Annotated in this window: 21 protein-coding genes and 3 rRNA genes; 11 read left to right on the forward strand and 13 right to left on the reverse strand. The window is 54.7% G+C overall.

The window, feature by feature from the left end; genetic code table 11:
* Positions 1-12 precede the first annotated feature (12 nt).
* From ACWI0H_RS01920 to ACWI0H_RS01930, 3 genes are all read right to left on the reverse strand, one after another.
* Complete coding sequence (locus tag ACWI0H_RS01920; protein WP_176304286.1) at positions 13-606, reverse strand: YggT family protein; 594 nt, start codon at positions 604-606, stop codon at positions 13-15.
* Between the two features lie 69 nt (positions 607-675).
* Positions 676-1,500, reverse strand: a complete 825-nt coding sequence (proC, locus tag ACWI0H_RS01925) for a pyrroline-5-carboxylate reductase (protein WP_485874652.1) — start codon at positions 1,498-1,500, stop codon at positions 676-678.
* Between the two features lie 77 nt (positions 1,501-1,577).
* On the reverse strand, positions 1,578-2,294 hold the full coding sequence (locus ACWI0H_RS01930; RefSeq protein ID WP_485874653.1) for a YggS family pyridoxal phosphate-dependent enzyme: 717 nt from the start codon (positions 2,292-2,294) through the stop codon (positions 1,578-1,580).
* A 32-nt stretch (positions 2,295-2,326) separates the two neighbouring features.
* Here ACWI0H_RS01930 and ACWI0H_RS01935 point away from each other — a divergent pair, with 32 nt between their 5' ends.
* Positions 2,327-3,370, forward strand: a complete 1,044-nt coding sequence (locus ACWI0H_RS01935; protein WP_485874654.1) for a type IV pilus twitching motility protein PilT — start codon at positions 2,327-2,329, stop codon at positions 3,368-3,370.
* On the forward strand, positions 3,363-4,538 hold the full coding sequence (locus tag ACWI0H_RS01940) for a PilT/PilU family type 4a pilus ATPase (protein ID WP_485874655.1): 1,176 nt from the start codon (positions 3,363-3,365) through the stop codon (positions 4,536-4,538). Before ACWI0H_RS01935 ends, ACWI0H_RS01940 begins: the two co-directional genes overlap by 8 nt.
* Before the next feature lie 22 nt (positions 4,539-4,560).
* Here ACWI0H_RS01940 and ACWI0H_RS01945 read toward each other — a convergent pair whose 3' ends face one another.
* Positions 4,561-5,700: an anhydro-N-acetylmuramic acid kinase gene (locus tag ACWI0H_RS01945; protein ID WP_485874656.1), complete on the reverse strand. Its 1,140-nt coding sequence runs from the start codon at positions 5,698-5,700 to the stop codon at positions 4,561-4,563.
* Between the two features lie 145 nt (positions 5,701-5,845).
* Here ACWI0H_RS01945 and tyrS point away from each other — a divergent pair, with 145 nt between their 5' ends.
* The 6 genes from tyrS to ACWI0H_RS01975 all read left to right on the forward strand — a co-directional run bounded on the left by tyrS (position 5,846) and on the right by ACWI0H_RS01975 (position 13,732).
* Positions 5,846-7,045, forward strand: coding sequence for a tyrosine--tRNA ligase (gene tyrS / locus ACWI0H_RS01950; protein WP_485874657.1), 1,200 nt, complete (start codon positions 5,846-5,848; stop codon positions 7,043-7,045).
* Positions 7,046-7,512: 467 nt separating this feature from the next.
* Positions 7,513-9,045, forward strand: a 16S ribosomal RNA gene (locus tag ACWI0H_RS01955).
* Positions 9,046-9,363: 318 nt separating this feature from the next.
* Positions 9,364-12,255 (forward strand): 23S ribosomal RNA (locus ACWI0H_RS01960).
* Between the two features lie 151 nt (positions 12,256-12,406).
* Positions 12,407-12,522: ribosomal RNA gene (gene rrf / locus ACWI0H_RS01965) — 5S ribosomal RNA — on the forward strand.
* Together the 16S, 23S and 5S rRNA genes form the textbook arrangement of a ribosomal RNA operon.
* Positions 12,523-12,852: 330 nt before the next feature.
* Complete coding sequence (locus ACWI0H_RS01970) at positions 12,853-13,041, forward strand: hypothetical protein (RefSeq protein WP_485874658.1); 189 nt, start codon at positions 12,853-12,855, stop codon at positions 13,039-13,041.
* Between the two features lie 115 nt (positions 13,042-13,156).
* The gene (locus ACWI0H_RS01975; protein WP_485874659.1) at positions 13,157-13,732 is read left to right on the forward strand and encodes an isochorismatase family protein; all 576 of its coding nucleotides are present in this window, start codon (positions 13,157-13,159) and stop codon (positions 13,730-13,732) included.
* Between the two features lie 24 nt (positions 13,733-13,756).
* Here the strand turns inward: ACWI0H_RS01975 and yaaA are convergent, their stop codons facing one another.
* The gene (gene yaaA / locus ACWI0H_RS01980) at positions 13,757-14,536 is read right to left on the reverse strand and encodes a peroxide stress protein YaaA (RefSeq protein WP_485874660.1); all 780 of its coding nucleotides are present in this window, start codon (positions 14,534-14,536) and stop codon (positions 13,757-13,759) included.
* Between the two features lie 131 nt (positions 14,537-14,667).
* The gene (locus tag ACWI0H_RS01985; protein ID WP_485874661.1) at positions 14,668-15,699 is read right to left on the reverse strand and encodes an NADP(H)-dependent aldo-keto reductase; all 1,032 of its coding nucleotides are present in this window, start codon (positions 15,697-15,699) and stop codon (positions 14,668-14,670) included.
* A gap of 246 nt (positions 15,700-15,945) precedes the next feature.
* Here ACWI0H_RS01985 and ACWI0H_RS01990 point away from each other — a divergent pair, with 246 nt between their 5' ends.
* Positions 15,946-16,440, forward strand: a complete 495-nt coding sequence (locus ACWI0H_RS01990) for a tetratricopeptide repeat protein (RefSeq protein ID WP_101146652.1) — start codon at positions 15,946-15,948, stop codon at positions 16,438-16,440.
* Between the two features lie 33 nt (positions 16,441-16,473).
* Positions 16,474-16,986, forward strand: coding sequence for a hypothetical protein (locus ACWI0H_RS01995; protein ID WP_101146651.1), 513 nt, complete (start codon positions 16,474-16,476; stop codon positions 16,984-16,986).
* Between the two features lie 31 nt (positions 16,987-17,017).
* Here ACWI0H_RS01995 and ACWI0H_RS02000 read toward each other — a convergent pair whose 3' ends face one another.
* From ACWI0H_RS02000 to ACWI0H_RS02025, 6 genes are all read right to left on the reverse strand, one after another.
* Positions 17,018-17,560 carry an LOG family protein gene (locus ACWI0H_RS02000; RefSeq protein WP_101146650.1) on the reverse strand — a complete coding sequence of 181 codons (543 nt, stop codon included), beginning with the start codon at positions 17,558-17,560 and terminating at the stop codon, positions 17,018-17,020.
* Positions 17,561-17,605: 45 nt separating this feature from the next.
* Positions 17,606-18,127: a DUF501 domain-containing protein gene (locus ACWI0H_RS02005; protein ID WP_035586146.1), complete on the reverse strand. Its 522-nt coding sequence runs from the start codon at positions 18,125-18,127 to the stop codon at positions 17,606-17,608.
* A complete protein-coding gene (locus ACWI0H_RS02010; protein ID WP_008956368.1) occupies positions 18,099-18,425 on the reverse strand; it encodes a hypothetical protein in 327 nt (108 codons plus the stop codon). The genes ACWI0H_RS02005 and ACWI0H_RS02010 overlap by 29 nt, the downstream gene beginning before the upstream one ends.
* A gap of 52 nt (positions 18,426-18,477) precedes the next feature.
* Positions 18,478-18,879, reverse strand: a complete 402-nt coding sequence (locus tag ACWI0H_RS02015; protein WP_101146649.1) for an acyl-CoA thioesterase — start codon at positions 18,877-18,879, stop codon at positions 18,478-18,480.
* A gap of 97 nt (positions 18,880-18,976) precedes the next feature.
* On the reverse strand, positions 18,977-19,783 hold the full coding sequence (locus ACWI0H_RS02020; RefSeq protein WP_485874662.1) for a hypothetical protein: 807 nt from the start codon (positions 19,781-19,783) through the stop codon (positions 18,977-18,979).
* A gap of 108 nt (positions 19,784-19,891) precedes the next feature.
* Positions 19,892-20,323, reverse strand: coding sequence for a hypothetical protein (locus ACWI0H_RS02025; RefSeq protein WP_101146657.1), 432 nt, complete (start codon positions 20,321-20,323; stop codon positions 19,892-19,894).
* Positions 20,324-20,360: 37 nt separating this feature from the next.
* On the opposite strand from ACWI0H_RS02025, the gene ACWI0H_RS02030 reads away from it, so the two are divergent.
* Positions 20,361-21,536: a MalY/PatB family protein gene (locus ACWI0H_RS02030; protein WP_101146647.1), complete on the forward strand. Its 1,176-nt coding sequence runs from the start codon at positions 20,361-20,363 to the stop codon at positions 21,534-21,536.
* Here ACWI0H_RS02030 and ACWI0H_RS02035 read toward each other — a convergent pair.
* Complete coding sequence (locus ACWI0H_RS02035) at positions 21,533-22,477, reverse strand: co-chaperone YbbN (RefSeq protein WP_485874663.1); 945 nt, start codon at positions 22,475-22,477, stop codon at positions 21,533-21,535. The genes ACWI0H_RS02030 and ACWI0H_RS02035 overlap by 4 nt on opposite strands.
* Positions 22,478-22,659 lie beyond the last annotated feature (182 nt).

Below are 22,659 nucleotides of genomic sequence, written 5' to 3' on the forward strand. Positions count from 1 at the left end.
CACTGGCTGCCATCACAACCCAACCAGCGCGCCGGAAATGCCCGCCGCACGAATCATTGAGCCGACCACCAAACCATCAATCAGGTTAATGGCAATAAACACCACGATAGGCGAAAGATCGATCATGCCTAGCGATGGAACCACTTTGCGCACCGGGGCCATAATTGGCTCTACCAGTTGCATTACCAGCAGCGCACCTGGATGGCTGGCGTTAGGCGCTACCCAGCTCAATATGATCATGACAATCATGGCGAAGAAGTAGATTTTTAAAATCGCATTCGCCAAGGCCGCCACGCCCGCGATCAGCAGGCCAGGAATGGGTGGCATGCCAACGCCGATGACCATGAAAATGGCGACAATGCTGACGACTTTCAAGACAAAGCCTGCCGCCAACGTGGCGAGATCAAAACGACCAGCAACGGGACCTAAAAAGCCCTGAAACAGACCTACTACCGGCTGGGTGATTTTGACTACTGACTGGCTTAACGGGTTGTAGTAATCCGCCCGCGACGCTTGCAGCAGAAAGCGCAGCATCAGTAAAAAAAGGTAAATATTGATGAGGGTATTTACCAGCATTAACCCTGCACTGCCCAATTCATTGCCCATTATTATGTCTCCTTGATGATTCGTTGCGAAGCGTTGGCGTTACTGAACCGTTATTTCAGTACTGTTATGTCACTCTCCGCTCAGTTCCTCAGCCATTGCCTGGGCGCGATCGGCACATGCCTGCATGGCGTCGGCAATCGTGGTGCGCAATTGTGCCTCTTCCATGTGTTGAATGGCACGTTCCGTGGTGCCGCCCGGCGACATGACGTTCTGTTTCAGCGTGGCCGGGTCTTTATCGCTTTGCTGGGCCATGGTGGCGGCGCCCAGTGCGGTTTGAATGGCAAGGCGCCGCGCGGTGGGGGCAGGCAGGCCGAGTTTGACCGCGGCTTCCTCCATGGCTTCGAACATCAGAAAGAAGTAAGCCGGTGCGCTGCCGGAAACGGCGGTCACTGCATCTAACAGTGCTTCTTCTTCGACCCACTCCACAATGCCGACCGCTTCCATTAGCTGGGTGGCCACATCGCGCTGGGCGTCGCTAACCTTGGCGTTGGCGTAAAGACCGCTGGCGCCATAGCCCACTAGCGAGGGCGTATTGGGCATGCAGCGCACCATGGCGTTATTGCCACCTAGCCATTGATCAATCGTATCGGCATCCAGACCGGCAGCAATCGAGATAACCAACGGCTGCTGGTGCCGAACGCTGTCACGCAGCGCTTCGCAGACGTTGCGCATGATTTGTGGTTTTACCGCTAATACTACTACGTCGCTGTCCGCCACCGCCGCGTTGTTGTCGGTGTCGGTATTGATGCCTAGGCGCTGCTTGATCGCTGCCAGTTCGCTGTCATTGGGCGCGGTGGCGGTGATGGTCTTGGCATCTACGCCGCTGTCGATGAGGCCGCCGATAATGGCGCTGGCCATGTTGCCGGCCCCAATAAAGGTAATCTTGTTCGCCATCTGAGTATCCTTTAGTGAAGTGTGATCATTGATTCAGTAAGCGCTGGTGGCAATGCTCGCCGCCTGCTGCTGTTGGCTTACGCCATGTGGCGGGCGCCGAAAATCGCCGTGCCTAACCTTACCAGCGTGGCGCCTTCCAGTATCGCTGCCTCTAAATCATCGCTCATGCCCATGGAGAGTGTGTCGAGAGGCGCGTCAGGCAAGCGGCTCTGTAGGGAGGTTAATGCCTCGCGTAGCGCTGCCAATGGCTGGCGCTGAGCCTCTACGCCTTCCGCCGGGGCGGGAATCGCCATTAAGCCGCGCAAGTGCAGGTTAGGCAGCGTGGCGACTTCTTTGGCCAGCTCCTCCAGGTCTTCCGGCAGCACGCCGGCCTTGCTCTCTTCGCGGCTGATATTAACCTGCAGGCAGATATTCAGCGGCGCTAGGTGGGCGGGGCGCTGTTCGCTGAGGCGCTTGGCAATTTTTAGACGATCGACGCTGTGCACCCAATCAAAGTGCTCGGCAACGGCGCGGGTCTTGTTGGACTGCAGCGGCCCAATGAAATGCCATACAATGTCGTCAAGGTCAGCAAGCTCAGTCTGCTTCTCCAGCGCTTCTTGCAGGTAGTTTTCACCAAATTCGCGCTGGCCAAGCTGCCAAGCCTGGCGAATCATTGCCGCTGGTTTGGTTTTGCTGACTGCCAGTAGTGTGGCGTCATCCTGAGTGCGCCCTGCATCCTCTAGCGCTTTACGCAGGCGTTCACGTGCCTGACCGTATGAATAGTCAAGTGACTCGTTAAGCGCGATGTCTGTCATACTCAAGCACCTTACCGCAGCTGGGAAGAGAGATGGATATTACCGAACTGCTAGCATTCTCGGCAAAGCAGAATGCCTCTGACTTGCACCTTTCGGCCGGTTTGCCGCCCATGATACGTGTTGATGGCGATATTCGTCGGCTCAATGTGCCCGCTATCGATAATAACGATGTGCGCAAATTGATCTACGACATCATGAATGATCGACAGCGGCGCGACTACGAAGAGCATCTGGAAATTGATTTTTCCTTTGAGTTGCTAGGTGTGGCGCGTTTTCGCGTCAACGTTTTTACCCAAGCGCGCGGGGCGGGGGCGGTCTTTCGCACCATTCCCAACCAAGTACTCTCCATGCAAACCCTGGGGCTAGGTGAAGTATTTGAGCGTTTGGCGATGTTGCCGCGGGGCTTGGTGCTGGTGACGGGGCCAACGGGCTCGGGCAAAAGCACCACGCTGGCCGCGATGATCGATTACATTAACGATCATCGTTACGAGCACATTCTCACCATTGAAGATCCCGTTGAGTTTGTGCATGCCAGCAAGCGCTGTTTGATTAATCAACGCGAAGTGCACCGCGATACCCATAGCTTTGCCGACGCGCTGCGCAGTGCGCTGCGTGAAGATCCCGATGTGATCCTGGTCGGTGAGCTGCGTGATCTTGAAACTATCCGCCTGGCGCTTACTGCGGCAGAGACGGGGCACTTGGTGCTGGGGACGCTACACACTACTTCGGCAGCTAAAACCGTTGACCGCATCATTGATGTCTTTCCCGGCGAAGAGAAAGCCATGGTGCGTTCGATGCTGTCCGAATCGCTCCAGGCGGTGGTGTCGCAATCACTGCTTAAACGCCAGGGAGGCGGACGTGTGGCGGCGCATGAAATCCTCATCGCCACTTCGGCAGTACGCAACTTGATTCGCGAAGACAAAGTGGCGCAGATGTATTCGTCCATTCAAACCGGCGGCAGCCTGGGCATGCAAACCCTGGATGCCGCGCTGTCACGGTTAGTGAAAGACGGTACGGTTAGTTTGGAAGAGGCGCAGCTGAGTGCGAAGGGAACGCTGTCGATGAAGGATGAATAAGGAGCATAGAGTGCCAGATGCCCAACTTTCGCCCACCCAGTGGCTGCATCAACTACTCGATATTATGGTCGAGCAGAACGCTTCCGATTTGCTCATCTCCGTGGGTGCGCCGCCAAGCCTGAAAATGCCCGATGGGCTGGTGCCGTTGGGTCAGCAGCGTTTAACTGCCCATCAGGTCAACGAACTGGTCACCCACACGCTGCCGGAAGGGTTGCGCGAACGGTTTGCCAGTGAGCATGAAGCGAACTTCGCGCTGAGTCGCGAGGGCAAAGGGCGTTTTCGGGTCAGCGCGTTTCAGCAGCGCAACCAGATGGCGATGGTGGTACGCAGCATCGCGATTGAAATTCCTCGCCTGGAGGCGCTAGGCGTGCCGGAGCAGTTGGCTGAATTAGCTCAGGCCAAACGCGGGCTGGTACTGGTGGTAGGCGGTACGGGAACCGGCAAATCAACGACTCTGGCAGCGATGATTCAGCAGCGCAACGAGACCGTCGGCGGTCATATCATCAGCATCGAAGACCCGATTGAGTACCTGCACCCGCACAAGCGTGCGATTGTGAATCAGCGGGAAGTGGGGATAGATACCGAGTCATTTGAGGTGGCGCTAAAAAATACCCTGCGTCAGGCGCCGGATGTGATTCTGATTGGTGAAATCCGCACCCGGGAAACCATGGAGCACGCACTCACCTTCGCCGAAACCGGCCACCTCTGTCTGGCAACGCTGCACGCCAATAACGCCAATCAGGCGTTGGAGCGCATCATTCATTTTTTCCCCCATGAACGCCATGAGCAGATATGGATGGATCTTTCGTTGAATCTGCGTGCGGTCGTTGCTCAGCAACTGCTGCCCACGCTTGCGGGTGGGCGCCGTGCAGCCATTGAGATCATGCTGCAGTCGCCGCGCATTGCCGACTTGATCCGTAAAGGGGAGGTCGCCGAGATTAAAGCAGCGATGGCCAAGTCCCGCGATGCCGGCATGCAGACCTTCGATCAGGCGCTGCATGATCTGCATCAAGCGGGGCATATCAGTAGAGAGGTGGCCATGGCACACGCCGACTCGGCTAACGACCTGCGCATGCTGCTCAACGTTAGTGATGCTAAGGGGCGCAATCTCTCGTTAGATGAACAGGTGCCGAGCCATTTAAGCCTGCGCGATGGCGATGATTACTAAGCGTTAACTGCGCAGCAAAAAACTACGCAGCATAAATGCCGCCCAGCACCCGCAGGCCCTGCGCACCGGTGACCGAAGGCAAGTTGCCAGGCAGGTGATTCAATCGCTGATGAGCCAGCCAGGCAAAGGCGCCGGCTTCTATCCAGTCTTCAGGCCAGCCATATGCCGATGGCGAAGTCAGCGTGGCCCGAGGCAGGTGATGGGCAAGGCGCTGCATTAAGTAGCCGTTGTGAGCACCGCCGCCAGCGGTGATCAGCATGAGCGGGCCGTCGTCGATCCGCAGTTGTTCAATCCCTTGGGCGACACTGACGGCTGTGAGCTCGGCCAGCGTCGCCTGTACATCAGCGGCGGCTTCCTGGCCGCTGAGATGTTTTCGTAGCCAATCCAGATGAAATAGCTCACGCCCTGTGCTTCTCGGCGGCGGCTGCTGGAAGAACGGTTCGGATAACAGTCGAGCTAACAGCTTCTCATCTATCTTTCCGCTAGCCGCCCATGCGCCGTCCCGGTCAAAGCGGCCGCCCTGATGCAAGGCAAACCAGCCATCCAACAAAACATTCGCGGGCCCGGTATCAAAACCGATTACTGGATCGCTCGGCTGGCTTGAAAGCCAAGTGAGGTTGGCAAAGCCGCCCAGGTTAAGTACCAACTGATGCGCGTCTGCTCGCCCAAACAGCGCCTGATGAAAGGCCGGTGCCAGCGGGGCGGCCTGTCCGCCAGCGGCTAGGTCTCGGCGGCGAAAATCGGCGACCACCGTGCAGCCGGTAATTTCTGCCAGCAGGCTTGGATTATCCAACTGAAGCGTATACGCCGGCCCACCGTTGTGGCCTGTGGGGGCGTGTTCAATGGTTTGGCCGTGGCTACCGATGGCGCTGATTTGTTCTACGCCCACTGAAAGGGGTGCTAATAGGCGTTGTACGGCGCGGGATTGGCATTGGCAGAACGCGTGTTCCGCTGCTGCGAGTTGCGCGAAACTTACCTGCTCTGCATGACACAGTGTGAGCAGCAGGCGATGTAGCTCATCTGGCATGGGTTCGGCATGGGTGGCCAATAAACGCGGCGGCGAGCCATTTTCGATAGCGATAAGTGCCGCATCAATACCGTCCAGACTAGTGCCGGACATCAGGCCAATATAGTAAAGCGGCGAAGCGTTAGGCGTTTTCATAAGCAAACTCGTACAAAGCGGGGCTGAGGCTAAACCTGGGTCAGCGCTAAACCAAGGCTCAACCAAGGCGAACGAGCATGGTAACATCGTCGGTTATTTATCACCTGAGCCCGGTATGGGCGGTTCTTTATAGTGGAGAGAGGCAATGAGTGAGGTGGATCAGGCTTTAGCGCTGTTATCGCGCGGTACGCATGAAATCCTGGTAGAGGATGAGTTAAAAAAGAAGCTGGCCTCCGGCCGCAAACTGCGTATTAAAGCGGGTTTTGATCCCACGGCCCCTGACCTGCACCTGGGACACAGCGTGTTATTAACCAAAATGCGCCAGTTTCAAGACTTAGGCCACACGGTTATCTTTTTGATCGGCGATTTCACCGGTCGTATTGGTGACCCCACCGGTAAGAACGTGACGCGCAAACCGCTCACCGAAGAGGACGTGAAAGCCAACGCCGAAACTTACAAAGAGCAGGTGTTTAAAATCCTCGACCCTGAAAAGACCGAGGTACGTTTTAACGCCGAGTGGTTTAGCGAGCTCACCGCCGCCAAAATGATCGAGTTGGCCGCCCAAAGCACCGTTGCCCGTATGCTGGAACGGGACGACTTTGAAAAGCGCTATAAGGCCAATCAGTCCATTGCTATTCACGAATTTCTCTACCCGCTGGTACAAGGCTACGACTCGGTAGCGCTTGAGGCGGACGTGGAGCTGGGCGGCACCGACCAGAAGTTCAACCTGCTAATGGGGCGTGAGATTCAAAAGCACTTCGGCCAGGAACCCCAGGTGGTCATTACCATGCCGCTGTTGGAAGGTTTAGACGGCGTGCAGAAGATGTCGAAGTCCTTGGGCAACTACATTGGTGTCGATGAAGCGCCGGGTTCGATGTTCAACAAACTGGTCTCCATGCCGGATAGCTTAATGTGGCGCTACTTTGAGTTGCTCTCTTTGAAATCGAACGAAGAGATCGACGCGCTTCAGCAGAGCGTTGAGCAGGGCGCGAACCCACGGGATATAAAGATGGAGCTGGCGCGAGAGCTGATTGCCCGTTACCACGGGGACGAAGCAGCCGCCAATGCGCACAAGTCTACGGGTAATCAGTTGGCCGATGGCGAACTCCCAGAAGATCTGCCGGAAGTCACGGTCGATTTCGAAGGCAGCGAGCAAGCGCCCATTGCGGCAGTGCTTAATAGAGCAGAGCTTGCGAACAACAGTGCCCAAGCCAAAGATATGCTGGGTAATGGCCGGGTCAAGGTCGACGGCGACGTCGTTGCCAAAGACACCATGCTGGCAACAGGTAAGAGCTATGTGATTCAGGCGGGTAAGAAACGTTACGCCCGTGTGACACTTATTTGAACTTTCTGTGCTTATTTTTCAACAACCTCATTGCCAACCCGTCAGTGAGGTCGTATAGTACGCATCCGCTGCCGGGGACGCCAAGCGTTACCAGCGGTGAATAAGGTGTAAAAGCCTTGGTTTGTCAGGAAGTTAGCGCAAGTTTCATCGCTCGCTTCGTTCCGCTAAGCACAGCGGTTGACAACCACCAGGAAATGCGTAGAATACGCCTTCCTCGCTGAGGTAAGCCAAGTCAACGGCTCGCCAGGTTGCTTTCACAGTGACCAGGACAGCGAAACCGCTCTTTAACAATTTGATCAGGTAATTCATGTGGGCGCTTGCTGACGTTGGTGACAAATCACCAAATATCAAGGCAAGCGAACATATCGATACTCTTCGGAGTATCACAGTGAATTCGTTTGAACCTTGAGCCAAGTTTGATCCGCTTTTGTCACTTTCGAGTGACGAGTAAGGATCACAATGATTGTAAACTGAAGAGTTTGATCATGGCTCAGATTGAACGCTGGCGGCAGGCCTAACACATGCAAGTCGAGCGGTAACAGATCTAGCTTGCTAGATGCTGACGAGCGGCGGACGGGTGAGTAATGCATAGGAATCTGCCCGATAGTGGGGGATAACCTGGGGAAACCCAGGCTAATACCGCATACGTCCTACGGGAGAAAGGGGGCTTCGGCTCCCGCTATTGGATGAGCCTATGTCGGATTAGCTAGTTGGTAAGGTAATGGCTTACCAAGGCGACGATCCGTAGCTGGTCTGAGAGGATGATCAGCCACATCGGGACTGAGACACGGCCCGAACTCCTACGGGAGGCAGCAGTGGGGAATATTGGACAATGGGGGCAACCCTGATCCAGCCATGCCGCGTGTGTGAAGAAGGCCCTCGGGTTGTAAAGCACTTTCAGCGAGGAAGAACGCCTATCGGTTAATACCCGGTAGGAAAGACATCACTCGCAGAAGAAGCACCGGCTAACTCCGTGCCAGCAGCCGCGGTAATACGGAGGGTGCAAGCGTTAATCGGAATTACTGGGCGTAAAGCGCGCGTAGGTGGCTTGATAAGCCGGTTGTGAAAGCCCCGGGCTCAACCTGGGAACGGCATCCGGAACTGTCAGGCTAGAGTGCAGGAGAGGAAGGTAGAATTCCCGGTGTAGCGGTGAAATGCGTAGAGATCGGGAGGAATACCAGTGGCGAAGGCGGCCTTCTGGACTGACACTGACACTGAGGTGCGAAAGCGTGGGTAGCAAACAGGATTAGATACCCTGGTAGTCCACGCCGTAAACGATGTCGACCAGCCGTTGGGTGCCTAGAGCACTTTGTGGCGAAGTTAACGCGATAAGTCGACCGCCTGGGGAGTACGGCCGCAAGGTTAAAACTCAAATGAATTGACGGGGGCCCGCACAAGCGGTGGAGCATGTGGTTTAATTCGATGCAACGCGAAGAACCTTACCTACCCTTGACATCCTGCGAACCCGGAAGAGATTCCGGGGTGCCTTCGGGAACGCAGAGACAGGTGCTGCATGGCTGTCGTCAGCTCGTGTTGTGAAATGTTGGGTTAAGTCCCGTAACGAGCGCAACCCTTGTCCTTATTTGCCAGCACGTAATGGTGGGAACTCTAAGGAGACTGCCGGTGACAAACCGGAGGAAGGTGGGGACGACGTCAAGTCATCATGGCCCTTACGGGTAGGGCTACACACGTGCTACAATGGCCGGTACAAAGGGCTGCGAGCTCGCGAGAGTCAGCGAATCCCTTAAAGCCGGTCTCAGTCCGGATCGGAGTCTGCAACTCGACTCCGTGAAGTCGGAATCGCTAGTAATCGTGAATCAGAATGTCACGGTGAATACGTTCCCGGGCCTTGTACACACCGCCCGTCACACCATGGGAGTGGACTGCACCAGAAGTGGTTAGCCTAACGCAAGAGGGCGATCACCACGGTGTGGTTCATGACTGGGGTGAAGTCGTAACAAGGTAGCCGTAGGGGAACCTGCGGCTGGATCACCTCCTTAAACGATGCGTCACGCTCAGTAAGCGTCCACAATGAATTACCTGATCAGAATGCTGTTGATACGCAGTGATAAGCGAGTCTGTTTTTTTCACGTTAAAAAGAAAAAATAGCTTTTAAGGTTTTATAAATCTTTAAAGGTCCTTTTCTTCTTTTTAAGTCGAAAGAACGCTTATCACTGCTTATAGCAGTCGCTCTTTAACAATGTATATCATGCTGACAAGAACACTTCGTAAGAAGTGGTCTTAAATTGTGATACGCGTCAGCGTATCCGGCAAAATGAAACGTGATCATTGCGAGTCCAGACTCCTTCGGGTTATAGGGTCAAGCAATGAAGCGCACACGGTGGATGCCTAGGCAGCCAGAGGCGATGAAAGACGTGGTAGCCTGCGATAAGGTTCGGTGAGGTGGCAACAACCTGTGACCCGGACATCTCTGAATGGGGAAACCCACTCATCATAAGATGAGTATCGTGCATTGAATACATAGATGTACGAGGCGAACCAGGGGAACTGAAACATCTAAGTACCCTGAGGAAAAGAAATCAACCGAGATTCCCCTAGTAGCGGCGAGCGAACGGGGACCAGCCCTTAAGCATGTGACTGATTAGGCGAACAGATTGGGAAGTCTGGCCGTAGCGGGTGATAGCCCCGTAGTCGAAAATCTGATCATGTGAAATCGAGTAGGTCGGGGCACGAGAAACCTTGACTGAAGACGGGGGGACCATCCTCCAAGGCTAAATACTCCTGGCTGACCGATAGTGAACCAGTACCGTGAGGGAAAGGCGAAAAGAACCCCGGAGAGGGGAGTGAAATAGATCCTGAAACCGTGTGCGTACAAGCAGTCGGAGCCCACTTGTTGGGTGACGGCGTACCTTTTGTATAATGGGTCAGCGACTTATATTCAGTGGCGAGGTTAACCGTATAGGGGAGCCGTAGGGAAACCGAGTCTTAACTGGGCGACACAGTCGCTGGATATAGACCCGAAACCGAGCGATCTATCCATGAGCAGGGTGAAGATTGAGTAACATCAATTGGAGGCCCGAACCAGGATCTGTTGAAAAAGATTTGGATGACTTGTGGATCGGAGTGAAAGGCTAATCAAGCTCGGAGATAGCTGGTTCTCCTCGAAAGCTATTTAGGTAGCGCCTCACGTAGTACCGCCGGGGGTAGAGCACTGTTTCGGCTAGGGGGTCATCCCGACTTACCAACCCGAGGCAAACTCCGAATACCGGTGAGTAACGCGTGGGAGACACACGGCGGGTGCTAACGTCCGTCGTGAAAAGGGAAACAACCCAGACCGTCAGCTAAGGTCCCGAAATCCTGGTTAAGTGGGAAACGATGTGGGAAGGCTCAGACAGCTAGGAGGTTGGCTTAGAAGCAGCCATCCTTTAAAGAAAGCGTAATAGCTCACTAGTCGAGTCGGCCTGCGCGGAAGATGTAACGGGGCTAAACCAGGTACCGAAGCTACGGGTTCATTCTTCGGAATGAGCGGTAGAGGAGCGTCGTGTACGCCAATGAAGGTGAATTGAGAAGTTCGCTGGAGGTATCACGAGTGCGAATGCTGACATGAGTAACGATAAAGGGAGTGAAAAACTCCCTCGCCGGAAGACCAAGGGTTTCTGTTCGACGCTAATCGGAGCAGAGTGAGTCGGCCCCTAAGGCGAGGCCGAAAGGCGTAGTCGATGGGAAACGGGTCAATATTCCCGTACCGGACATGGTTGCGATGGGGGGACGAAGAAGGCTAGGTGAGCCAGGCGTTGGTTGTCCTGGTGAAAGTGAGTAGGCTTGGATCTTAGGTAAATCCGGGATCCTTTAAGGCCGAGACACGAGATGAACTGACCACGGTCAGGAAGTCACTGATGCCACGCTTCCAGGAAAAGCCTCTAAGCTTCAGATCATGTGCGACCGTACCCCAAACCGACACAGGTGGTCAGGGTGAGAATCCCAAGGCGCTTGAGAGAACTCGGGTGAAGGAACTAGGCAAAATGGTGCCGTAACTTCGGGAGAAGGCACGCCGGCGTAGGGTGATGAGACTTGCTCTCTAAGCCCGAACCGGTCGAAGATACCAGGTGGCTGCAACTGTTTATTAAAAACACAGCACTCTGCTAACGCGCAAGCGGACGTATAGGGTGTGACGCCTGCCCGGTGCCGGAAGGTTAAATGATGGTGTTAGCCGCAAGGCGAAGCTCTTGATTGAAGCCCCGGTAAACGGCGGCCGTAACTATAACGGTCCTAAGGTAGCGAAATTCCTTGTCGGGTAAGTTCCGACCTGCACGAATGGCGTAATGATGGCCACGCTGTCTCCACCCGAGACTCAGTGAAATTGAAATCGCCGTGAAGATGCGGTGTACCCGCGGCTAGACGGAAAGACCCCGTGAACCTTTACTATAGCTTCACACTGGACGCTGATGTTGCCTGTGTAGGATAGCTGGGAGGCTTTGAACTCTGGACGCCAGTTCGGAGGGAGCCAACCTTGAAATACCAGCCTGGCATCATTGGCGTTCTCACTCAGGTCCGTTATCCGGATCGAGGACAGTGTGTGGTGGGTAGTTTGACTGGGGCGGTCTCCTCCTAAAGAGTAACGGAGGAGCACGAAGGTACCCTCAGCACGGTCGGACATCGTGCATTGAGTGCAAGAGCATAAGGGTGCTTGACTGCGAGACAGACACGTCGAGCAGGTGCGAAAGCAGGTTCTAGTGATCCGGTGGTTCTGTATGGAAGGGCCATCGCTCAACGGATAAAAGGTACTCCGGGGATAACAGGCTGATACCGCCCAAGAGTTCACATCGACGGCGGTGTTTGGCACCTCGATGTCGGCTCATCACATCCTGGGGCTGAAGTCGGTCCCAAGGGTATGGCTGTTCGCCATTTAAAGTGGTACGCGAGCTGGGTTTAGAACGTCGTGAGACAGTTCGGTCCCTATCTGCCGTGGGCGTTGGATGTTTGAGAAGGGCTGCTCCTAGTACGAGAGGACCGGAGTGGACGACCCTCTGGTGTTCCGGTTGTCACGCCAGTGGCATTGCCGGGTAGCTATGGTCGGACGGGATAACCGCTGAAAGCATCTAAGCGGGAAGCCCCCTTCAAGATGAGACATCCCTGAGGCCTAGAGCCTCCTGAAGGGCCCAGCGAGACCAGCTGGTTGATAGGCACGGTGTGGAAGCGCTGCAAGGCGTTGAGCTAACGTGTACTAATGGCCCGTGAGGCTTGACCCTATAACACCCAAGGGGTCTGGTCGTGATGATGACGTGAAGGTTGAGAGATCAACAGAAAGCCGGATACGCAGCGTGTGGCTCAGGTAACAGAATACCAGGGCGGCAAGCAATGAGACGATCACAAACAGCATGATGTACATTAACAGTTACGCCTGACGACCATAGCACGCGTGAACCACCTGATCCCTTGCCGAACTCAGCAGTGAAACCGCTTAGCGCCGATGGTAGTGTGGGGTCTCCCCATGCGAGAGTAGGTCATCGTCAGGCACCTATTCAACGAAGAACCCAGCCACCCGGTTGGGTTTTTTGTTGCCTGAAAGAAAAACGTAGCGCTCAATAAGCGGGCATGGCGGAGCCTGCTGTGAATGTCATTGCGAGGCGCTTGCGACGACGCAAGCTCACGCCCGCGGCGGCCTATCCCTGAGATTGCGTCACTGCGTTCGCAATAACAAAGCTGTACTCATTTTTGATATTAAAGCAGTCGTTTTAAATATATCTATAACAATAAGTTGCGTATTAGATATGGTATTGTTGCCAAGCAGCATCTAGTATTATATTGCACGTACCCAGAAGTAAAATCTCAGGAGGAGAAACGGTATGACGACGCAATTAGCCAAAAAGCTAGCCATCGCCCTATTTATGGCTTTGATGGCAGGCGGTCTTGTCGCTTGTGATGATCAAGGCCCCGCAGAAGAAGCGGGTGAAAACATTGATGAAAGCACAGAAGAAGCCGGGGAGAGCATGGAAGAGCTCGGCGAAGATATGGAAGATGCAGCCGAGAACTAGGCCGAGCATTTGTTTGTTGAGTTAGCCTAAGCAGTCGCTGAAAAGCGGCTGCTTTATTGTTTGTGTTGCGTCTATTATGGTTAGCCTAAATAACGATAAAAACGGCGGAGGCAACGTGCAACTACAACGCGATAAAAGTCTGTTGTTAATGGTCGATTTCCAGGCGGGCTTGCTGCCTGTAATCGATGGTGGTCAAGAAGCCATTAACGAAGCGGCTTGGCTAGGTGAAATGGCGTGCATGCTTAAGGTGCCTGTATGGTTAACAGAGCAAAACCCTGAAAAATTAGGTGGTACCGCGCCATCTTTAATGGCCGCTCTAAACGACTATCGCCTATGGCAAAAACAGCACTTCGGTGTCATGGCAGAAGCTGAGTTTGAATCAGCATTAAAAGCATCCGGAAAAACGCAGATTGTTCTGTGTGGAACAGAAGCGCATATCTGCGTGCTGCAAACGGGGTTGGGGTTGCTAGCGGCAGGTTACGAGCTGTATTGGCTTAGCGAAGCGTCTGCCAGCCGTCGACCACAAGAGGCTACGTTGGCGCGTGAGCGTGCTTGCGCAAGCGGTGCTGTGGCTGTGACAGCTGATATGGTGGCTTATGAGTGGCTACACCGCTGTGACACAGCGCAGTTTAAAGAGGCGCATCAGCGGTTTTTAAAGCCGCGTTCTTCACGCCCCGTACGTTTTTTCTAGATTTTACTAACCTGGCTATTTGCTTTAGCGATCGGTTTCTTTGCGAGTGAAAACGAAAGTATCTCCCTGAGATGCCGAGGCATCGAAGCGATAACCAGCAACATCGAATGCCTTGAGTTCATCTGGTTCGTTGACTTGCTGCTGAATCATCCAGGCGCTCATCAGGCCACGTGCTTTTTTGGCGTAGAAGCTGATGATTTTAAAGGTTCCGTTTTTCTCATCTTTAAACACTGGCGTAATGACCCGCGCATTGAGCTGCTTGGTATCTACCGCTTTGAAGTACTCGTTCGAGGCGAGATTCACCAGTACGTTGGAGCCGCTTTCAGCAATTGCCTCATTGAGTGCGGGTGTTAGGGTGGGCTTCCAGTAAGCATAGAGATCTTTACCGGCACTGTTAGGCAGCTTGGTGCCCATCTCCAGCCGATAGGGTTGAATTAAATCCAGTGGCCTAAGCAAGCCATATAATCCGGAAAGTATGCGCAGATGCGATTGTGCATAGCGGTTCTCTGCTTCACTAAAATTTTCCGCTTGCAGGCCCGTATAGACGTCGCCTTGAAAAGCCTGGACAGCAGGTTTGGCATTGCTCAGAGTGAAGGGCGGACGCCACTCTTCAAAACGCGCTGCATTCAAGCTCGCTAATTTATCGCTGATCCCCATGAGCTCGCTGATTTGTTGCGGCGAGTAGTCGCGCAAAATAGTGATAAGCGCTTTGCTCTGTTTCAGAAAATCGGGCTGTGACACTTGCTCTGTAGTCGGTGGGGTTTCGAAATCCAGCGTTTTGGCGGGAGAGATAACACTCAGCATCGCATGCTCCTGGTCGTGCTCTGGTAAATAAAAGCTTGATATAAGTGAGCTCAGTATACCAAGCCTCGGCGAAGGCCGAGGCTATAGTGGTGATAGCTTGGTGAGAGTCGACTGTGCTTTTAACGGCTGTTTTAAGGGCAGGGGTTCGGCATGCGGCGGTGAATGCCTTCGATTGCCTCTAGCACGTCGTTGTCCAGCTTGAGGCTTTCGCTGGCAAGATTACTTTCCAACTGCTCCATGGTGGTCGCGCCAATAATATTGCTGGTCAAGAAGCTGCGTGAGTTAACAAACGCCAGCGCCATTTGGGCGGGATCTAGCTCGTGCTTTTCAGCCAGAGCGACGTAAGCCTGGGTGGCCGCTTCGGCTTCCGGCGAAGTGTAGCGCTTGAAGCGCTCATACAGCGTTAAACGGCCTTTGGGTGGCTGCGCGCCATTCAGGTATTTACCTGAGAGTACCCCAAAACCTAGCGGTGAATAGGCAAGTAGGCCGACGTCTTCACGGTGGGCAATTTCAGCCAAACCGACTTCAAAGGAGCGGTTAAGAAGGCTGTAGGGGTTTTGAATAGACGCCACGCGGGGTAAATCCAACTGATCTGCCAACTGCAGGGAGCGCATGACACCCCAGGGCGTTTCATTAGAGAGCCCAATGGCTCGCACCTTGCCTGCATCGACCAGTTCTTTCAGGGCGGAGAGCGTTTCTTCTAACGGCGTCGCATCTTCGTCTTCGCTATGTACGTAGCCTAGCTTGCCAAAGAAGTTGGTTTGACGGTCGGGCCAGTGCAGCTGGTAAAGATCTATGTAATCGGTATTTAACCGCTTTAAGCTTGTATCGATAGCTTGGTGAATATGTTCACGAGTCAGGCGTGGGCCTCCACGGATATGGTCAAGCCCTGGGCCAGCGGCTTTAGTAGCTATAATAAGGTCGTCCCGAGCGCCACGCTGCTTGAGCCAACTGCCGATATAGCGCTCCGTAAGACCTTGGGTAGTGGCCATCGGGGGGACAGGGTACATTTCAGCGGTATCAATGAAATTGATGCCAAATGCCACGGCTCGGTCAAGCTGCTCATGGGCTTCGGCTTCGCTATTTTGCTCGCCAAACGTCATCGTGCCTAAGCAGAGTCGACTGACCTCCATGCCGGTTCTGCCAAGTGGGCGCGTTTGCATTTTTATCTCCTTACTAAGGCGGCATTGCCAAAAAATAAGCCACCCTGGCAGGGTGGTAAACGGCGTATGCATGGCATGTTAGCGAGGCTCTTGGAAAGCAGCAAATTAATGGGGTTGAGTCGTCGCAAAGGCAGGCGTATGCTTGCCAGCCCATCGACCGGCTAAAGGCCGGTTTCTCGTGTGGTTGGTAGCTGTTTTTGGTGGCTGCTGGCCCAAGGTCCCAACAGATAGGCAGGGTGGTTTGCCATGCTGCAGGCATCAACGTTGTTTACTCGGCTAGAATTTCGTCTAGCTAAACGGCTGTTTCATAATCGCTGGCTATTGCCGCGTTCTCCGCGTACCCAGCGTTTAACGATGCGCTTGTTTAAGCGTTGTGCGGAGGCGGGTCACCCTGATGCGCTTTCCGTTTATGGTCATATGCTTTTTCATCGCAGTCAAACGCCTCAGGATAAGGCGCGTGGTGCGCGGTATGTTCTGGAAGCAGCGCATGCAGGAGATGTAAAGTCTCAGTACCAAGTAGCGCAAATCCATGAGCATGGCTGTGTGCAATACCCCCGTCGCGAAGATTATGCGGTGACGTGGTATGCCCGCGCTGCCCAGTCTGGGCATTTTTTAGCCGCCGAGCGTCTTGCCCGAGCTTATCGCCTGGGTGAGCTAGGCTTGACGGTAGATGATGAGCGAGCCGCTTATTGGCAGCGACAGGCCGAACAGCAGCCGCTAGATGACGTGGCCGTCGCATAAGCGCTTTCACGTTTTGATTGAGTGAGGAAGGTTGTGTCCGAGACGCTACCCACAGTACTAGATATTGAAGCCTCCGGATTTGGGCGTGGCAGTTATCCCATCGAAATAGGCATCGCACGGGCTGATGGAAGCTGCTGCGCCTTTCTCATTCAACCGCTAGATGAGTGGACGCACTGGGACCCAAAGGCGGAGCTGCTGCACGGTATCTCTCGTGAGCGCCTCATTCAGGAGGGCTATCCCGTGCGTCAGGTTGCCCACTGGTTAAACGACGAGCTGCGCGAGTTAGGCAAGGCCTACAGTGATAGCTGGGGCTACGACAACACCTGGCTTTCCCTGCTCTTTCATCACGCGGGTATGCTGCCGCGTTTTCGTCTTGAGGCGCTAAGGATACTGCTCAGCGAAGAGCAGCAAGCGTTATGGAGCGACACCAAAGAAGCAATGATCGCCGAACGCGGTATTCACCGTCATCGGGCAGGTGAAGATGCACGTTTGCTACAATTGACTTATCAGCATACCCGCCAGCTCACCGAGCGTATGGGCCGCTAGTAACGTCTCCCTCACTCTTCCCCCGTCAGCACTATAGCTGAGCTTCTAATGCATCAAGCAGTTCATTGGATGTTGCTGCGTCGAGCAGCATGTCACGAGTGGCGGATGCCAAAAAGCCATGGCTGACAGTACTGTCTAAAAAGGTCAGCAGCGGTGAATAGAACTCGTCGATGTTAAGCAGCCCCATGGGTTTTTCATGCAGGCCCAGATAGCCCCACGTCCATATTTCAAACAGCTCTTCAAAGGTGCCAATCCCGCCGGGTAAGGCAATAAAAGCGTCGGCATTAGCCGCCATGGTGGCTTTGCGTTCATGCATATTACGCACCCGAATCAGCTCGCTTAACCCAAAGTGTGCCTGTTCTCGCTCCACTAAGTGTTCAGGCATTACGCCAATGACATTACCGCCTGCCTCCAACACTGAATTCGCCAGCTCACCCATCAGGCCAATGCGTGCCCCACCATAAACCAGCGTGTGACCACGCTCGGCAAGCGTGCGTCCTAGTTTATTGGTCGCCTGCCGGAAAACTGGGCTATTACCCTCACGAGAGCCAAGATAGACACAAATTCGAGCCATTCGCTTTTTCCTAACGCTAAAAATGAAAAGTGACTAATCCGTTACTTAGGGTAGGCAGCGGTCGACCTGGTGGTGTTGATCCATCCATTGCCCTATAACGTTGTTACCGCAAAGGTGATGAGCATACTGAGTGTGCAGACAGCGCACTTGGTGCCAGTTACTAATGCCGCCAATGCCGCGCTCGGTCATTACGTCGGTATAGCCCAACTGAGCGACTTCTTGGCGCTGGGCATCGCTCATATAGTCCCAGCGAGCAGCCACATAATCACGGTGACTTTGCAAATAAGCCTCAAGAAAGTCTGGTTCTTCCTGCAGCCGCTGTTCGAGCGCTTTGATAACGCCCACCGCTTCAATGCGAGAAATTTCTACTTTAAGCACGTCTGAGCAGAGCCAATACAGCGTAGGAAAAGGTTTGCCATCAACGATAGGAGACATGCGTAGCACCAGCGGCGTGCCTTCGCCGTCAGTGGCGGCTACTGCTTCAATGCCACGCGGTGCGCGGCCAAGCTGTTGAGCAATAATGGCGAGCTGACGTTCGTCAGGCGCCTGATTGGTGCGTATCACCATCGGGTTGGTCTCTCACAAATTTGTTTGAGCGGCCAACGGCACGGAAAAAGCAGCGATTGAGCTGTTCGGGCGACGCAACATAGCACCACGTCCGCTCACAGTATTCAGCGGCTCGTGCCATTAGCACATCATAAAGGCGATTGAAGGGGGCATCATAATCGTAGGGGTCTGCCCCAAACAAGCGGATATGCGGATAGTCAGCGAAGCGCTCAACAAAGTAGTGCTCAAGATCCGCTTCAACGGCACGGTGCTGCGCAACGTTGTCAGGGTCTATCCAGAGGTTGTAGCGGATGGCCATAAGCGTGGCTCCTATTGCCCCGGCAGTGCGGGGCAGCGTCGGTCAGGCGTGTTCATTCAGGGGCATCTTGCAGGTGGGCCGTTAACGCCTCACGTAAATTTCCCTCGATGGGCTTGGCACACTTAGCCTGGTGGTCGTACTGCACCATAACGGTGTGACCCAGGTTGGTAAGTGTGCCGTGCTGGCGCGCCTCTTGGGTCACCGTAAACGAACTGTTGCCCAAGCGTGTTAAATACGTACGTATTTCGATGTCGTGACCGTAAAACAGTTCAGCTCGGTAGTCGACTTCCATACGCGCCATAATTAAGCGCCACTTCTTCGGGTTTAAATCAGGCGTGAAGAGTTTGAATAAGTCGTTACGGGCCAGCTCAAACCACGCGGGTAGTCGAGTATTATTGATATGCCCTAGGGCGTCGGTGTCGTAAAACGCTGGCTCAATGGTACGCGTAAACATGGCATGTCCTTGTTATGAACGAAGGGTTATCAATGACTGGTGATTAATGAACGGGATTAGCAGCAGGTCTTCAGGATTAACCCAAGCAAGTGCTTGGTCAAGTGGCACGGCGTCGGTACCACGCCGTCAGTTGCATCCATCCCAATAGCCATAGCGTCGCCGTGGCAAACCCAGCCAAGCTGCCCCACAACAGGCCTAGCGTTGGGTAAGTATAGGAAACACATAGGGTATAGCTCAGCAATGAACCAAGCCCCATCGGGTAGTGTTTGATAACAGTGGCTACTGGGGCCGCGCCGTGATTGAGATGAAGAATCAGCAAAAAAGGCAGCATGGTGACCGGAAAGGCGGCCAGCGTTCCCGCCCAGGCGGGCGGAAGCCAATGCGCTAGGCTCGTAATGGCAAATATGATCGCGGCGGCAAGGCAGGCCCGTGCAGCAAGAGCAGGGAGCGAAAACGATCGACTGGGTGGACTTTTTACATCTGGAATAGCGCGGAACAGGCCACTAAATGCGGCAATAGCCCCTAGTGTTACCAGCGTGCCGCTGAGCCGGGTGAAATCAAATTGGGCGAGTAGCGTGCTGGCGGCTAGCCACGCAGTGAAACCGCCTAGCACACCGCTGGCCATGCCTTTAACGCCTGGTTGACGTCCTGCTACCCAATAACCGGCGCCTAGCGCCATCGTCGCGGTAAACCCAGCCAGCGTATGTACTGCGCTTTGGGTCGCAAAGACGGGTGAAATTTCTAAGCCGATAAAAAATAGCGCCAACGCCGTGCCCAATGGATAACCCGCCAGCAGCCCGGCCATACGTGGACTGGCGCGCACCGCAATTGCCCCTAGCCCCAATACCATACTGATTGAAAGGCCAAGCTTTGCTAGCTGCCAAGTGAGCGGAATTTCTATCATGTAGCGTGTTCCTTGCTGTTATTTTTTGGTGCTATTGGTGTGTCGTTGTTTTATGACGCCATTTAATGGCCTTCACCCTTTCGGTTTTCTAAGCGAGCGTGCTGCCGATTAAACTAAACGCAGCCCTTGCTGGTCGCGCCAAGCGGCTTCTAACGCCTCTTGCAGAGGCGCTTTTAGGTGGGCAGGGAGGGCGTCCTGAGCTGCTTTCAATGAATCAAACGAGCGATTGCGTAGCCAGCAGTATGCCCAGGCGCAGGCTTCGGCATCACTATCGGGAGTCGGGCGGGCAGGCATTTGATTAAGCAAAAATACCGCGGTTTTGGGCGCCCATAGTGGGATCTCATCGGCGCTGGCCGTGCTCCACGTATCAAGTGTTGCGCCGCTGGGCGTGGTCTCGGGTTCGCCCAGCTTTGCCACTCGGGCTGTCTCCGCGAGAATCAACGCCAAGCGATCGGCATCAGCTTGGCCGAGTGCACGCCACTGCCGCAGCAGCGCCGGCAGCCCTGCCCGCATCTTGGTATAAAAGTCATCTTGCGGCATGCTTGGCATCACCCCTGTTCAATAAGTGAGATTTTTCATGGCCTACGATTTTGCCACGCCTGTGGAGCGACGCCACCCAGAAGGTGGCTGGGCATCGCAAAAATGGCACCGCTACGGCGACGACGTGTTACCCCTTTGGGTCGCCGATATGGATTTTCGCTCCCCGCCAGCAGTCGTTGATGCGCTGCAGTCGCGGGTGGCTCACGGTGTTTATGGCTATGGTGAAGTGCCTGCTACGTTAACAGAAACGCTATGTCAGTGGAGCGCCCAGCATTATGACTGGCCCATTCAGCCCGAGTGGCAGCAGTGGTTGCCAGGGGTAGTGCCTGCCTTGCACTTGGCTGCGCTCGCGCTGACCGAGCCTGGCGACGGTGTATTAACAGTCACACCCATCTATCCGCCGTTTCTAGCAGTGGCAGAGCGCACCGGGCGGCTGCCTCAGCAGGCGATGCTCCAAGCGCCTTCGAGCCCCGGTGCGCCTTGGCAGCTCGATATTGCCGCCCTGGAGGCGTCGATTACGCCGCGTACCCGCCTATTGCTATGGTGTCATCCCCACAACCCGACAGGGCGCGTATGGCATCAGGAAGAGCTTGCTGCGCTGGCTGAGCTTGTAGAACGACATGATCTTTGGGTGGTATCCGATGAGCTTCACTGCGACCTGCTATTAGATGAAGGCGCGTGCCACCGTCCGCTGGTGGCAGCATTTCCTGAACTGGCCAAGCGCACAATCACCCTGTGGGCGCCCTCTAAAACCTTTAATTTGGCTGGGTTGACCAGTGCCTGCGCGGTGATCCCTGACCCTGCTCTGCGTCAGCGCTTTGCAGCCGCAGCAAAAGGGCTGCTGCCCGATAGCAACATACTCGGCTTAGTCGCGGCGGAAGCGGCTTATCGGGAAGGTGAGCCGTGGCGGCAGGAACTATTAAACGTACTACGTGAGCATCGTGCGACGCTGGAGGAGCGAGTGGCTAGCTGGCAGAGTGTTCGTTGGAGTACACCGGAATCAACGTATCTAGCCTGGCTGGATATGCGCGAGGCGGGCCTGGGCAATGCGCCCCATAAAAGGCTGCTGAAAGAGGCGGGGGTGGCACTTTCAGACGGGGCTGCCTTTGGCTGCCCCGGCTTTGTGCGGCTTAACTTCGGCACCACCGCTACCCAACTGGAAATGTCATTGTCACGCATGGATGCAGTGCTAAAAAGCAGTGAGACCCGTTAGTAGAGCATGGCAAATAGTTTACGGCGGTAGGTAACGGTCAGCGGATGATCGGCGCCTAATGCATCGAACACCTGCAGCAGCGTTTTACGCGCTGCGTCATCATTGTAGGCACGGTCGTGTTTCATCAGCGCCAGCAGTGCTTCCAGGCCTGCATCGTAATGACCGTCAGCCACTTGGCGCAGGGCGCGCTGGTACTGAGCTTCGCTGTCGGTACGATCGCCCAGGGCTGCGATCTCTTCGGCTGAGAGTGCCTGTTCGCCAAACTCAATGCTGGCGCGCACGCCCCGTGCAGGTGCCGCGTCGCGCTCTTCCGGCGGCAGGTTGTCGAGCACTTCACGCGCCTCGCTGCCACGCCCTTCGGCTACCAGTACCCGGGCGAACGCGACTTGATAAGCGTAGTGTTCCGGGTACTGGCCCATCAGGGTTTGATAAATTTCGCGCGCGCCCGCGATATCGCCTGCCTGCAGTGCTTCTTCCGCCTGCTCTTCGGGGGTGGGGGGCGCTTCGCCGGGGGCGGGGAAGTAACGATTCAACCACTCGCGTACTTCTTTCTCCGGCAGCGCTCCCTGGAAACCATCCACCAAACCGCCCTGGCTAATCAGCTTCACATCGGGCACTGAGCGCACGCCCAGTTGGCCGCCGATTTCTGCATTCGCGTCTATATCGAGCTTGCCGAGCAAAAAGGCGCCTGCGTATTCCACTACCAGTTTCTCGAGCACTGCGAGCAGGGTGCGACTGCTATCGGTGGAAGGCGAATAGCAACCCATCAGTACCGGCACCTGCATGGAGGCTTCCAATACCTGCTGAATATTGCCTGCGTTCAATTCAATGATGACATCTTCAGGACGCACTGCCGCACGCTCATCGGTAGGCGCGGTAGCATCGGTATTTCCAGTATCCGCGGTGAGCGGCTTACCTGAACGGGGATCAATAATCGACATGGGTAGACTCGTCAGCAAAAAATGAACAATAGTTACCCATGATATGCAGGCATGCCCCGGCGGATTCAAGGAAAAAGCAGGAAAATAAAAAGTCAGAGGTGAAAAAAACCGTACCTTTCGGTAATGGTTTTTTCTGGGCGTTTTTACATAACTAGCAGTCACAAAAAACCAATACCTAAAAA

The sequence above is a fragment of the Halomonas sp. NYA30 genome (assembly GCF_976980765.1).

Excerpts from the sequence above, each read along its gene's own strand:
- ACWI0H_RS01920 (WP_176304286.1), bottom strand. The coding sequence starts at position 606 with ATGGGCAATGAATTGGGCAGTGCAGGGTTAATGCTGGTAAATACCCTC.
- proC (WP_485874652.1), bottom strand. The coding sequence starts at position 1,500 with ATGGCGAACAAGATTACCTTTATTGGGGCCGGCAACATGGCCAGCGCC.
- ACWI0H_RS01930 (WP_485874653.1), bottom strand. The coding sequence starts at position 2,294 with ATGACAGACATCGCGCTTAACGAGTCACTTGACTATTCATACGGTCAG.
- ACWI0H_RS01935 (WP_485874654.1), top strand. The coding sequence starts at position 2,327 with ATGGATATTACCGAACTGCTAGCATTCTCGGCAAAGCAGAATGCCTCT.
- ACWI0H_RS01940 (WP_485874655.1), top strand. The coding sequence starts at position 3,363 with ATGAATAAGGAGCATAGAGTGCCAGATGCCCAACTTTCGCCCACCCAG.
- ACWI0H_RS01945 (WP_485874656.1), bottom strand. The coding sequence starts at position 5,700 with ATGAAAACGCCTAACGCTTCGCCGCTTTACTATATTGGCCTGATGTCC.
- tyrS (WP_485874657.1), top strand. The coding sequence starts at position 5,846 with ATGAGTGAGGTGGATCAGGCTTTAGCGCTGTTATCGCGCGGTACGCAT.
- ACWI0H_RS01970 (WP_485874658.1), top strand. The coding sequence starts at position 12,853 with ATGACGACGCAATTAGCCAAAAAGCTAGCCATCGCCCTATTTATGGCT.
- yaaA (WP_485874660.1), bottom strand. The coding sequence starts at position 14,536 with ATGCTGAGTGTTATCTCTCCCGCCAAAACGCTGGATTTCGAAACCCCA.
- ACWI0H_RS01985 (WP_485874661.1), bottom strand. The coding sequence starts at position 15,699 with ATGCAAACGCGCCCACTTGGCAGAACCGGCATGGAGGTCAGTCGACTC.
- ACWI0H_RS01990 (WP_101146652.1), top strand. The coding sequence starts at position 15,946 with ATGCTGCAGGCATCAACGTTGTTTACTCGGCTAGAATTTCGTCTAGCT.
- ACWI0H_RS02000 (WP_101146650.1), bottom strand. The coding sequence starts at position 17,560 with ATGGCTCGAATTTGTGTCTATCTTGGCTCTCGTGAGGGTAATAGCCCA.
- ACWI0H_RS02005 (WP_035586146.1), bottom strand. The coding sequence starts at position 18,127 with ATGGTGATACGCACCAATCAGGCGCCTGACGAACGTCAGCTCGCCATT.
- ACWI0H_RS02010 (WP_008956368.1), bottom strand. The coding sequence starts at position 18,425 with ATGGCCATCCGCTACAACCTCTGGATAGACCCTGACAACGTTGCGCAG.
- ACWI0H_RS02015 (WP_101146649.1), bottom strand. The coding sequence starts at position 18,879 with ATGTTTACGCGTACCATTGAGCCAGCGTTTTACGACACCGACGCCCTA.
- ACWI0H_RS02020 (WP_485874662.1), bottom strand. The coding sequence starts at position 19,783 with ATGATAGAAATTCCGCTCACTTGGCAGCTAGCAAAGCTTGGCCTTTCA.
- ACWI0H_RS02025 (WP_101146657.1), bottom strand. The coding sequence starts at position 20,323 with ATGCCGCAAGATGACTTTTATACCAAGATGCGGGCAGGGCTGCCGGCG.
- ACWI0H_RS02030 (WP_101146647.1), top strand. The coding sequence starts at position 20,361 with ATGGCCTACGATTTTGCCACGCCTGTGGAGCGACGCCACCCAGAAGGT.
- ACWI0H_RS02035 (WP_485874663.1), bottom strand. The coding sequence starts at position 22,477 with ATGTCGATTATTGATCCCCGTTCAGGTAAGCCGCTCACCGCGGATACT.